The organism is Shinella zoogloeoides (assembly GCF_003574625.1).
Lineage (GTDB): Bacteria > Pseudomonadota > Alphaproteobacteria > Rhizobiales > Rhizobiaceae > Shinella > Shinella zoogloeoides_A.
On the sequence record NZ_QNUJ01000001.1, the window covers coordinates 577,769 to 589,574 of the forward strand.

The following is an 11,806-nucleotide window of genomic DNA, read 5'->3' on the forward strand; positions in this document are numbered from 1 at the left end:
CAGGCCATGTTGAGCAATACGAACTGGTTTTCAACGCAGGCGATCTCGGACCGGCTTACCCGTGTCTGGGAGCCGCATGTTCATGGTTTTTTCCGGGCCAATATGTTCCACGTCGTCGGCAGGGATGCCGACCTCGTCATTGATTTCGGCATGGGCCTAGCCGATCTCCGGAGCGCGCTCCGCATCCCTTCCGGGAAACCGGTGCTGGCTGTAGCGACCCATGTGCATGTCGATCATGTCGGCTCGTTTCACGAATTTGAGACGCGGCTGGGCCACGCCGTCGAAGCCGAGGCCTTCGCACGCATGCCGGATGCGGACACGCTCGCCGACTATTTTCGCAAGCAGCCGGACGCCCTGACCGCAGCAGCACCCACCGGCACTACGCCGGAAGCCTACAAAATTTCGCCGGCTCCGCTCACCAAGGCCCTGGCAGAGAACGACATCATCGACATCGGCGATGCCAGCTACACGGTTCTGCATCTTCCCGGCCACTCTCCCGGTTCCATTGGCCTGCTCGACCAGAGGACGGGGGAGTTCTTCAGCGGGGACGCCATATATGAGGGTGGCCTCGTCGATGATTTGCCGGGATGCGATATCGAAGCCTACAAAATTACCATGAATCGCCTATCAGACCTCGACGTCGATGTCGTTCACGGCGGTCATGGACTGATGTTTGGCAGAGATCGGCTGTGGGAAATCGCAATGAGCTATCTGGCTTCGAAGGAAGGGTGAAGAAGGCAAACGATCCAGGTGATCAATCCGGAGCGATGCTTCATTTTTAGGCACGGACGTAATGTTCGCCAAATATGGGTAGTCGCCGGTTCATCTCCTTTCAAGGGACCGCTCTTACCCTATCGAGAGTTGATGCTTCCATGCGCTGGCCTGCTGCCGAGGCACTTCGCAAATGGTCCTGAAACAGCGCTCGAAAGTCGCGAAAACGAGCAAAACCAAGTGCGCGTATCAATCGCATGATTGTCGACGGCGACACCGTAAAGGTCTGTGCGATGGATCTCGCCGTGCCGAATGCGACGATCTCGGGCCGCTGGAAAACAATGCGAGCGATGCGCTCGCATTGTGCGGGAAGGCGAACGGCGCGATTGGCGATCTGCAGCTTTAGCGCGGCCATGTCCTTTGGCTGTTCCATGGCCGCATCCTTTTTACGAAAGCATTGAAACGGCGGACTTTGTTTTGACCGAATCGATGCAGGCCAAGGCAATTGCCAGGGCATTGCGGGCGTCGGCGCCGGTGGGCGCGTGCGCGACGCCTTCGCCACGGACGGATCGGACGAAAGAGGCGAGCTGGGCCGTGTAGCCGTGAATGAAATGGTCGGTGTCGCGGCGCCACGTGTCGTTCGAAACACCATTGGCGTCGAAGAGCGTCATGCTGGAGCGGCGGACGTCACCCATCGTCACCATGCCGGCGGAACCGAAAACCTCGCCACGAATGTCATAGCCATAGAGGGCGGAGAAATTGGCTTCTGCGACGGCGACCGATCCATTGTCGAAGCGAATGGTGACGACCGCGGTGTCGAGAAAGCCTTTGTCGCGGGAATCCGGACGAACCAGAGCATCGGCCGTGGCGTAAACCTCGACCGGTCGCGCGCCGGGGTTCAACCAGAGCAATGTGTCGAAGTCATGGATCAGGGTCTCGTAGAAGATCGTCCAGAGCGGGATCTTCTCCGGATCGGCGCCGAAGGGGCCGGGGTCGCGCGTCAGCGAGCGAATCAATTGCGGCGTGCCGATCTTGCCGGCGTCGATAGCAGCACGGCCCTCGGCAAAAGCCTGGTCCCAGCGGCGGTTGAAGCCGACCTGAAGCGGTACGCCGGCGGCCTTCGCCGCGGCAATGGCCCTGTCGGCTTCATCGAGGGTAAGAGCCATGGGTTTCTCGCAGAAGATCGCCTTGCCGGCTTCGGCAGCTTGTACGAGCACGTTGGTGTGGAAGCGCGCGGGCGTCGCGATGATCACGGCTTCCAGGCCGGGATGGGCGAGAAGGTCGGCAATATTGGTATAGGCTGCGTCCACTTCGAGGTTTTTAGCGAGTTTCGCGGCTGCGTCCGGCGCAGGGTCTGCGATGGCGACGAGGTCGGCGTCGACAAGGCGACGCGCAACAGTTTCGCCGTGGAAGGAACCGATGCGACCGGCGCCGATCAGGCCGACGGAAACGGGGTTGGTCTTGGGCATGGGATTGTCCTTGATTGGGAAGAATTCAAAGGGTGAAGGCGGTGCGGAAAGCATCGAGAGCGATATCGGAATCACCCGCCGCCCAGGCTTCAAGGCCGATGGGGCCGGAGTAGCCCATGGCGTGGAGCGCTTTGGTGACACCGGGCCAATTGACCTCGCCGGTTCCCGGTTCGCAGCGTCCGGGAACATCGGCCACCTGGATTTCTCCGATCCACGGCAAGCATTTGCGGCAGAGTTCGATGAGATTCCCCTCGCCGATCTGCGCGTGGTAGAGATCGAGGTTGAGCCGCAGGCGCGGATGATCAATGCTGGAGACGAGGGCAAGCGTGTCCTCGGCGCGGCCGAAGGGAACACCAGGATGGTCGACCGGTAGGTTGAGGTTCTCAAGCGTGAAAGTGACGTCTTCCGCTTCCGCCAGATCGACGATGCGGCAAAGGGTGTCACGGGCCTTGAGCCACATGGCGCCGTGACGAAATGCGTCCGCCGCGCGCCGATGAACAGAACCAGGATCGCATCGTCGCAATGGACCAAGCGGCTTCAGCCCGTCCTTTCGGCTTGGCTGCTGGCTTTGGTCTATTCGGATTGAGAATTCCTGGTGCTGATCGGTCTGCCATCACGAAGGTAAGACCTCATGAGCATCGATTTCATCTGTGAGGAACGTAGCCCTTCTTCCGGCGGCCGGAGGCAATGGCCCAGCTCAAGTTCGGTTCAAAAGAAATTTGCCTTCAGCCAAGCCAAGGAATCCTCGGGCATAGCCTTCGCCTTCAGTGCCTCAGCGAGCGAACCAGCGACAACGGCGCGATGATCAGCAGCGGCCCGCCGACCGCGCCGTCGGCCAGCCCGACGCCGTGCTCGACCGCCTCCCTCTGACGATCGTTGAGTTTTCCAGATATGCCGCCGCCATGTGTCCCCAGCGCCTAAGTAAATTCCCTGTCTCTCCTAGCGGCGGATATTCCCTTGATTCAGCTATGGTCTTCGTTTCAACGCTTTAGCTGTGGTGAGACTTCTCGGTCGGAGGCCCGATTGACTCGCTTCGTCAATCGGAACGAATAAAGAACTTATCGGCTTAAACGGCGGCTGAAAACCCTGAAGAAGCGGCAGTTCTGCCGTGGCGAGCCATGCCATCGATCCCGTGCTTGTCGAGCTTCGCGAGCGCATGGTCCGCTTGAAGGTGCGGTCGTGCGCCCCCCCCTCTTCACTGTCCTTCGCGGTTCCCGATATCGATCGGGCCTTACCGGGAGGAGGGCTGGCCTTCGGGGCGTTGCATGAGGTTGCCGGCGGGGAGGCGACACGGTCGACGGAGCGGCTGCGGCGCTGGTTTGCCGCCCAAACGAAAGGAAAGTCTTGTGGCGCATGTCGCGCCCCGACCTGTTCTTCCCGACGATCACTTAGGCCGATTTGCATCGATTACGGTTTTTGGTGTGAAAGCGACCGGGAGGGAGAGGTGCCGTCTGCCACGGAGGAGGGCTATCTTTCGGCGAACTCCTCCGTCTGTCGATGACCGCCTCGCGCCGCCTTAGTTTGCAGCTAAAAAACCGGCTACATGGCGATCGTGCTGAAGCGTTGGCGGCGGCAGAGAAGAATGCCGCGACCCATCTTGAAATCTCGCTTGATAAATGCGCTTCGTGCCACCGACAACTTCCGCCCGGCAGAAATGATCTACGCAAGACATAGAACGCCACCTCGAGAAGATGCGGGGCGGGCGGCTCTCATGCGGGTGGCAATAGCCAAAGGATTGGGTCGTGGATCCGATTGACGCATCGGAATCGCACCACCGGATCGGTACGGGGACGTCAAAGCTTGAAGAAGCTCGCCATCAGTTCGAGCTGCTGTTCCAGCATCGGCTTGCCGAGATGGATGCGGCAGCCCGCGTCGCGGGCGGCGGCCAGCAGGGGGGTGATCTCCGGCTCCATGACGACCTCGGCGACGACCATTCCGGGCGCAAGGCCCGCTCCGTCGAGCGGTAGCGGATCGCCGGGCTTCATGCCGAGGGAAGTGCCGTTAATCACGATGTCATGGCCCGCCGGGTCGGCCGTGCCGACGCTGACGGAGACGTCGGGCGCATGGTCGCGGATTCGGTCGCAGAGATCCTGCGCCTTGGCCGACGTGCGGTTCGCCAGCGTCAGGTGGGAAACGCCCGCCTCGATCATGGCGAAGGCGATGGCGCTCGCCGCCCCGCCGGCGCCGACGAGATAGACCCGCCTGCCTTTGACGGAAACACCCTCGGACGCGAGCCCAGCGACGAAGCCCGCCCCGTCCAGCATGTCGCCGACGAGCCGGCCGTCATCCTCGCGACGGATGACGTTGACCGCGCCCATCATCCGGGCGCGCGGGGTGATCTCGTCGCAGATATCCGCCATCGCGCCTTTGTGCGGCACCGTAACGATGCCGCCGTCGAAGCTCTTCAGCGTGCGTAGCGAGGTGGCGAAGGCCGCGAGGTGCTCCGGCGCGACCTGGAACGGCACCATGACCGCATCCCGCTCGCGCCGGATAGCGATGGCATTGATGCCGGGCGGCGCCTTCACATGGCCGATCGGATCGGCAAGGATGCCGAGGACGCGGGTCTTGCCGGTGATGGCGGTGAGGTCGCGGCCCGGCATCTCTTACTTGCCCCAGGTGAGCGCGAGCGGGTTCACTTCGCGCGCCAGCTCCAGCAGCCCTTCGCGCATAGCCGGATGGACCGGCTCCAGTGGATGGCGCACGGCATCCGAGCCGATCACGCCGCCCTCTGCCATGACGATCTTGGCGGCACGAAGACCGCACTGGCGGTTCTCGTAGTTGATAAGCGGCAGGATGCGCTGGTACGCGGCGGCGGCGAGATCGCGCCGGCCGGCAACGTGATGCTCAATCACCGGTCGGATGAGATCGGGCAGCAGTGCGCTCGACATAACGCCCGTCGCACCCGCATCGAGGTCGGCCATCAGCGTGATCGCTTCCTCACCGTCGAACGGCCCCTCGATCACCGCGCCGCCGGCGGCGATCAGTGCGCGCAGCTTGGCAGCGGTGCCTGGCACCTCGATCTTGAAATAGCGCACCAGCGGCAGTTCGCGCGCCAGCCGCACAAGGAAGGGCACGGACAGGTGTACACCGCTGAGCGGTGCATCCTGCACCATGATCGGAATGCCGGCGGCGTCCTGCACGCGGGCGAAATGGTCGAAGATCGCCTGCTCGTCGACGCGCAGCGCGCCCGCGCCATGATAGGGCGGCATCATCATCAGGAGGCTCGCGCCGTGCTTTCGCGCATGGGCGCCGCGCTCGGCGGCGATGCGCGTGGAAAAGTGGCTGCACGTCACCATGACCGGCACGCGGCCGGCGACATGGGCAAGACTGTCCTCGGTGAGGATGCGGCGCTCCTCGTCGGTCAGGAGGAACTGTTCGGAATAGTTGGCAAGCAGGCAGATGCCGTCCACGCCCTGGTCGATCATGCAATCGAGCACGCGGCGCTGACCCTCCAGGTCGATATCGCCATTGTCATGGAAGGGCGTCGGTGCAACGGGGAACAATCCGCGATAGGGCATAGCGTCGGCGGTCATGGTCTATCCTGTACTGAAAACGGTCATGAGAGGACCGGCGCGGGTTTTTCCCGCGCCGGCAAACGGCTTATTCTTCCGGAATGGTCTTTGGCAGCGACTGGTGGAAATACTTCTCGTAGATCGCGTTCAGCTTGCCGTTTTCGAGATTTTTGGCAACCCATTCGTCGACCCAGGCCTTCAGCTCGTCGTCGCCCTTGCGCAGGCCGACGGCCATCGGATAGGCGGCCATGTCGAGCTTGACTTCCAGGTTGAGTGCCGGGTTCTGCTCGGCCACCTCGTTCGCCGTCGAAAGCGCGGCGGCGAGAATGTTCTGCTGGCCGGTCGCGACCGCGGTGTTCGTGGTCGCCTCGTCCTCGTAGCGCACGATATTGGCGTCGACGCCATTGTCCTTGACGATGCGGGTCAACTCGATGTCAGCGGTAGTGCCGCGCGCCACGGCGAGCGACTTGCCGGCCAGATCGGCGGGCGCCTTGATGGCTGTGTCCTTGGAGGCCGAGACGACGACCGGAATGACGCCGTAGGGCTTGGAATAATCAATGACTTTCTTGCGCTCGGCGGTGATCGAGAACGAGGCGATCACCATGTCTACCTTGCGGCTGATCAGCGAGGGCACCCGGTTGGCACCGGAAACCGGGACGATCTCCAGCGGGACGCCCATGTCTTCGGCGAGCAGCTTGGCCGTCTCGACGTCCGAGCCGGTTTCCTTCGCCTCTGAATCCAGCATGCCGTAGGGCGGGTGGCTGACGTCAATGGCGACGATCACTTTGCCGCGTTCCTTGATGGCGGCGGGCACATCGGCCGCGCCGGCGGCGGTGACGCCGAAGGCAAGGCCGATCACGAGGCTTGCGGCCGTTGCGGCCAGTTTGAGTTTCAACATGGTTTCTCCTCCTTGGGTTGAATGGTTCAAAGCCCGTTGCCGACAAACTGCCGAAGTTCGGCCGTTTGCGGATCGAGCAGCATGTCACCGGGTCCGGTTTCCCAGACACGGCCCTGATGCATGAAGACCACCTGGTCGGCGACCGAGCGCGCGAAGGCCATCTCGTGTGTCACCAGCATCATCGTCATGCCGTTCGAGGCGAGGCGCTCGATGGCCTTCAGCACCTCGCCGGTCAGTTCGGGGTCGAGCGCCGAGGTGACCTCATCGAAGAGCATCAGGCGCGGATGCATGGCGAGCGAGCGGGCGATGGCCACGCGCTGTTGCTGGCCGCCGGAAAGCTCCTCGGGGTAGGACGAGATTTTGTCGGACAAGCCGACCTGCGCCAGCACCTCCTTGGCAAGCTCCCGCGCCTCGGCCGGGGCGATGCCCTTGACCTTGCGCGGGGCGAGCGTGACGTTCTGCTCGACCGTCAGATGCGGGAAGAGGTTGTAGCTCTGGAAGACGATGCCGACGTCCTGGCGCAGCGTGCGCAGGTCGACCTTCGCCGCGGCGAGGTCATGGCCGCAAACCTGCAGCTCGCCGGCCTGGAAGCGTTCTAGTCCGTTGACGCAGCGCAGCGCCGTGCTCTTGCCGGAGCCGGAGCGTCCGATCAGCGCGACGACCTGGCCGGGCGCCACTTCGAGATCGATGCCCTTCAGCACCTCGATCTGGCCATAGCTCTTGCGCAGGTTATGGAAACGAACCATCGGTTGGGTTACGCCTGACATAATGGATTGTCCTTCGTGTGATTGAGCCGATGATGGAGTCTGGGCCCGGCGGTTCAATTGCGGTGAAGCTTTCGTTCGAAGCGGCGCGCGATGACCGACATCGGGAAGCAGATGGCGAAGTAGATCAGCGCGGCGATGGTGAAGACGGTGAAGGGCTTGAAGGTCGAGTTGTTGATGACCTTGGCCGAATAGGTGAGGTCGAAGAAGTTGATGACGACCGCGTAGGACGTGTTCTTGACGATCTGCACCAGGAAGCCGACCGTCGGCGGGATAGCGATGCGCAAGGCCTGTGGCAGGATGACATAGATGAAGCGCTGCGGCTTGGTCAGCGCCAGACATTCGGCCGCCTCCCACTGGGTCTTCGGCACGGCCTGGATGCAGCCCTTCCAGATCTCGCCGAGATAAGCGCCGGAATAGAGCGTCATGGCAAGGCCGGCGGCCGCCAGCGCGGGCACCTCGAAGCCACCGATACTGATGCCGAAATAGACGACGAACATGATAACCGGCAGCGGCACGCCCTGGATGAATTGGACGAGGCCCGAGGAGACGATGCGCAGCCACCTGGCTTTGGCCGAGCGGGCGAGCGCCAGCGGCAGGCCGAGGATCGTGCCGCCGACGAAGCCGAGCAGCGACAGGACGATGGTCCAGCCGGCGCCTTGGAAGATATAGGCGATCTGTTGGATGGTGAGTCCCAGCATGGTTCTACCTCAGAGGGGCGTGCGTAGCCGGCGGCGGCGGGGGAAGGAGACTTCCGCGATGCCCATCAGGACCACGCGCAGCAGCGAGGCGAGGCCGAGATAGAAGACGGCGATGACGAGGTAAACCTCAAACCCGCGGAAGGTGAAGGACTGAATCATGTAGGCGACGCCCGTCAGTTCCTCAGCGGAAATCTGCGACATGATGGAAGTGGCCAGCATCATCAGCACGAACTGGCTGACGAGGGCGGGATAGACCCGCTCCACCGCCTGCGGCACCTCGACATAGACGAGGGACTGGAACGGGCTCAGCGAAAGACAGGATGCCGCCTCGAGCTGACCGCGCGGAATGGTCTGGAAGCCAGCGCGCATGATCTCGGCGGTATAGGCCCCGACATTGATGACGAGCGCGATCACCGCTGCGGCGAAGGGGCCGACATGGACCTGCAGCGAGGCAAGGCCGAAGAATAGCCAGAACACCTGAATGATCAGCGGCGTGTTGCGGATGGCCTCGACATAGACCGTGGCGATGCGCTGCGCCCACGGCCCGCCGCGAAGGCGCGCGACGGCGACGAGGGTGCCGAGAAGGAAGCCCGGCAGGATCGAGGCGACCGTCATGCCGATGGTCAGCCAGACGCCATTGATGAGGTCCAGCAGGTAATCGTTCAGGAACGAGAAATCGAATTCATACATGGCGGCACGCGATTCCGGACTTCACGACGGAAGGCAGTGCAGCCCCCGCATTTCGAGCGGGCATCGGGCGACATCGCAAGATCGCAACAGGCATCTGTCCGGGCCTCCTCCCCACGCCAATTTTCCCTCGACTGGCAGTTGACTTTCCGGCCTCTACCATGAATGATCTATGCACGCAATATTCATTTTAGGATTTCTCTCATGACGACGGATACGATCTCCCCGGTGATCAGGCTCAACCCGGCCGACAATGTGGGCGTGGCGCGTACGGCGATACCCAGCGGCACGGCGATTGCCGAGGGTGGGGAAATCGTCATCGCGCATACGGACATCCCGAGCGGCCACAAGGTCGCGCTACGCACCATCGCGCCGGGTGAAGCCGTCCTGAAATACGGCCAGGTCATTGGCGTTTCGACCGGAACTATCGCGCCGGGCGACCATGTGCACCTGCACAACCTCGCTATGCAGGAAAGCCACGCGACCCATCATTTCGCCGAGGACGCCCGCGAAACGCCTCTTCTTCCTGAAGGCGAGCGTCGCGGCTTTGAAGGCTATGTGCGGCCCGATGGGCAGGTCGGTACACGCAATTTCATCGGCATTGTCACCTCTGTGAACTGTTCTGCCACGGTGGCGCGCGCCATCGCCGACCATTTCAATCGCGGCGGCGGGCTCGACGGCTACGATAACGTGGACGGGGTGGTCGCGCTGACGCACGGCACGGGCTGCGCCATCAACATGAAGACGGAGGGCTACCTCTATCTCCAGCGCGTGCTTTCCGGCTATGCGCGCAACCCCAATTTCGCCGGCATCCTCTTCATCGGCCTCGGCTGCGAAACGAACCAGATTGACCCGATCGTCCAGAAATTCGGGCTGACGGAAGGCCCGCTCCTTCGCACCATGACGATCCAGAACCTCGGCGGCACGCGCAGGACCATCGAGGTGGCGAGCGACATCATCCGCGAGATGTTACCGGAAGTGAACGCCGCCAAGCGCACGACCGTGACGCTCACCGGCCTCAAGGTCGCGCTGCAGTGCGGCGGCTCAGATGGCTATTCCGGCATTTCCGCCAACCCGGCGCTCGGCTATGCGGCCGACCTCATCGTCCAGCACGGCGGCACTGCCGTCCTCAGTGAGACACCGGAAATCTATGGCGCCGAACATCTTCTGACGCGCCGGGCCGTCAGCGCCGAAGTGGCGCAGAAGCTGATGGACCGCATCGAGTGGTGGCGCCACTATACCGAGCGTAACGGTGCCGAGCTCAACAACAATCCCTCCCATGGCAACAAGCTTGGCGGGCTGACAACCATTCTCGAGAAATCGCTGGGCGCGGTCGCCAAGGGCGGTTCGATGCCGCTGGAGGCGGTCTACGAATATGGCGAGATCATCGACCGCACCGGCTTCGTCTTCATGGACACGCCCGGCTACGACCCCGTCGCCGTAACGGGACAGGTGGCGGGCGGCTGCAACGTCATCGTCTTCACCACCGGCCGTGGCTCGGTCTCCGGCTTCAAGCCCGCCCCTTGCATCAAGGTCGCCACCAATACCGAGATGTACGAGCACATGAGTGACGACATGGACATCAACTGCGGTGACATCGTCAACGGAACGGATAGCATCGAGGCGGCCGGCCGACGTATCTTCGAGAAGATTCTGACTGTCGCTTCGGGCGAGCACACGCTAAGCGAGGATTTCGGATTCGGAGACAACGAGTTTGTGCCATGGCAGATCGGAGCCGTAACCTGACAGCATCCGCGACCGAGCCCGCCGCTCCGGCGGGCTCGACCACCTATGCGACGATCGCGGCGCAGATCCGCAAAAGCATCGAGGCCAGCGCCCTGTCGGAAGGGACGGTGCTGTTGGAAGGGCCGCTTGCTGCAATGTTCGGTTCCAGCCGCTCGCCGGTCAAGCGTGCGCTCGCCTCGCTGGAAGAGGAGGGCCTCGTCAGTCGCTTCGACGGGCGCGGGCTCCTCGTCGGCAAGGGCGAGGCGCCGCGCAGGCTGAAGATTACTCCGAAGATGTTGATGCTCGACGACGAGGATGGTTTGAACGCCAAGATCTTCGCTTGGCAGCCCTTCTACTACGAATTCGAACGCGAGATCATTCTGCGCTCGGTCTTCGGCAGGGCGCGCGTCAACGAACTGGCGCTGGCACGCCACCTCGATGTCGGCCGCACTGTCGCCCACGATCTTCTGACCCATGCCCGTGAGGTTGGCATCCTGCAGAAGGACGACGGGTCGCGCTGGTGGATCGTGCCGCTCGACGAGGTACGTTTCGAGAATCTCTACCAGTTGCGAATCCTTCTCGAACCGGTCGCCCTCACCGGCGCGATGGAGCACATACCCCCTGCCAAGCTCGACGCGGTCGAAGTGCGGCTTCACCGTGTGCAGCGCGAATTTCCCGCCGTTCCCGGCGCCGACTTCGACCGACTGGAGGCCGATCTCCACATCGACTGCATCAGCTACAGCCCCAATCCCGAGATCGTCGAAGCCTTGAGGCGCAGCCGCTGTATCCTGGTGGCGGGCAAGCATATCCAACTCGCACTCGAGAACGGCAACGGCGTCGATCCCTTCATGGAAGAGCATCTGGAGATCGTACAGGCCTTGCGTGACAAGGATGGGGAGGCCCTTCGCAGCCGCCTCATCCGCCATCTTGCGCTCTCGGCGGAAAAAGCCGCCCTCCGGCTTCAGTCCTTCCGCAGTTCCCAGGTCATGGCCGATTTGCCTTACGTCTTCGACTAGAGACCGCGCCGCCGGGATATGGACGTTGAGCTCGTCAGCGACCGGTTGCAGGCGTCGGAATGAAGGGGATGGGCACGAAGCCGATGTCGTTCATGATCGTCCCGAGTGCAAGCCGGGTGAACCTCTATGATAGGGTGGAGGTGATCCCGCTCGACAAGATCACCGGTTTCTTTCGACCAGCACCTTGCCGCACATTGGACATGGCGAAGGGCTTCGGCACGTCGGAAAAGATCATCGTAACGGGCTGGGACCCGGGTGGCGAGGCGCCCATGGCCCATGCCTTGTAGCGCCGCGCCCGACGAAGGGGTGAGAAAGGAAGCAGA

At 62.6% G+C, this 11,806-nt stretch carries 12 protein-coding genes and 1 pseudogene; 4 read left to right on the forward strand and 9 right to left on the reverse strand.

The features are described from left to right. Positions 1-6: 6 nt before the first annotated feature. Positions 7-732, forward strand: a complete 726-nt coding sequence (locus DSD28_RS02815) for an MBL fold metallo-hydrolase (RefSeq protein ID WP_245424715.1) — start codon at positions 7-9, stop codon at positions 730-732. 100 nt (positions 733-832) lie between these two features. On the opposite strand, the gene DSD28_RS02820 is transcribed toward DSD28_RS02815, so the two are convergent. The 9 genes and pseudogenes from DSD28_RS02820 to DSD28_RS02860 all read right to left on the reverse strand — a co-directional run bounded on the left by DSD28_RS02820 (position 833) and on the right by DSD28_RS02860 (position 8,745). Beyond that, a complete protein-coding gene (locus tag DSD28_RS02820; protein WP_119254815.1) occupies positions 833-1,144 on the reverse strand; it encodes a MurR/RpiR family transcriptional regulator in 312 nt (103 codons plus the stop codon). A gap of 13 nt (positions 1,145-1,157) precedes the next feature. Further along, a complete protein-coding gene (locus DSD28_RS02825; protein ID WP_119254816.1) occupies positions 1,158-2,180 on the reverse strand; it encodes a Gfo/Idh/MocA family oxidoreductase in 1,023 nt (340 codons plus the stop codon). A gap of 25 nt (positions 2,181-2,205) precedes the next feature. Continuing rightward, a pseudogene (locus DSD28_RS02830) lies at positions 2,206-2,646 on the reverse strand (TIM barrel protein); the annotation flags it as partial. 1,327 nt (positions 2,647-3,973) lie between these two features. Continuing rightward, complete coding sequence (locus tag DSD28_RS02835) at positions 3,974-4,780, reverse strand: shikimate dehydrogenase family protein (protein WP_119254817.1); 807 nt, start codon at positions 4,778-4,780, stop codon at positions 3,974-3,976. Positions 4,781-4,783: 3 nt separating this feature from the next. After that, positions 4,784-5,713 (reverse strand): dihydrodipicolinate synthase family protein, encoded by a 930-nt coding sequence (locus DSD28_RS02840; RefSeq protein WP_205536141.1) that lies wholly within the window; start codon positions 5,711-5,713, stop codon positions 4,784-4,786. A gap of 67 nt (positions 5,714-5,780) precedes the next feature. Continuing rightward, positions 5,781-6,590 carry a transporter substrate-binding domain-containing protein gene (locus DSD28_RS02845; RefSeq protein ID WP_119254818.1) on the reverse strand — a complete coding sequence of 270 codons (810 nt, stop codon included), beginning with the start codon at positions 6,588-6,590 and terminating at the stop codon, positions 5,781-5,783. A gap of 26 nt (positions 6,591-6,616) precedes the next feature. Next, positions 6,617-7,336 (reverse strand): amino acid ABC transporter ATP-binding protein, encoded by a 720-nt coding sequence (locus DSD28_RS02850; RefSeq protein WP_245424716.1) that lies wholly within the window; start codon positions 7,334-7,336, stop codon positions 6,617-6,619. A gap of 74 nt (positions 7,337-7,410) precedes the next feature. Further along, the gene (locus DSD28_RS02855; protein ID WP_119254820.1) at positions 7,411-8,055 is read right to left on the reverse strand and encodes an amino acid ABC transporter permease; all 645 of its coding nucleotides are present in this window, start codon (positions 8,053-8,055) and stop codon (positions 7,411-7,413) included. Between the two features lie 9 nt (positions 8,056-8,064). Beyond that, complete coding sequence (locus tag DSD28_RS02860) at positions 8,065-8,745, reverse strand: amino acid ABC transporter permease (protein WP_119254821.1); 681 nt, start codon at positions 8,743-8,745, stop codon at positions 8,065-8,067. Positions 8,746-8,946: 201 nt separating this feature from the next. Between DSD28_RS02860 and DSD28_RS02865 the strand changes: the two genes are divergently transcribed. The 3 genes from DSD28_RS02865 (at position 8,947) to DSD28_RS02875 (ending at position 11,770) form a co-directional block, all read left to right on the forward strand. Further along, positions 8,947-10,488, forward strand: a complete 1,542-nt coding sequence (locus tag DSD28_RS02865) for a UxaA family hydrolase (protein ID WP_119254822.1) — start codon at positions 8,947-8,949, stop codon at positions 10,486-10,488. Next, positions 10,464-11,483: a GntR family transcriptional regulator gene (locus DSD28_RS02870; RefSeq protein ID WP_119254823.1), complete on the forward strand. Its 1,020-nt coding sequence runs from the start codon at positions 10,464-10,466 to the stop codon at positions 11,481-11,483. Before DSD28_RS02865 ends, DSD28_RS02870 begins: the two co-directional genes overlap by 25 nt. Before the next feature lie 68 nt (positions 11,484-11,551). Further along, entirely contained in the window at positions 11,552-11,770 is a 219-nt protein-coding gene (locus DSD28_RS02875) for a hypothetical protein (RefSeq protein ID WP_162911201.1), read from the forward strand. Positions 11,771-11,806: the final 36 nt, after the last annotated feature.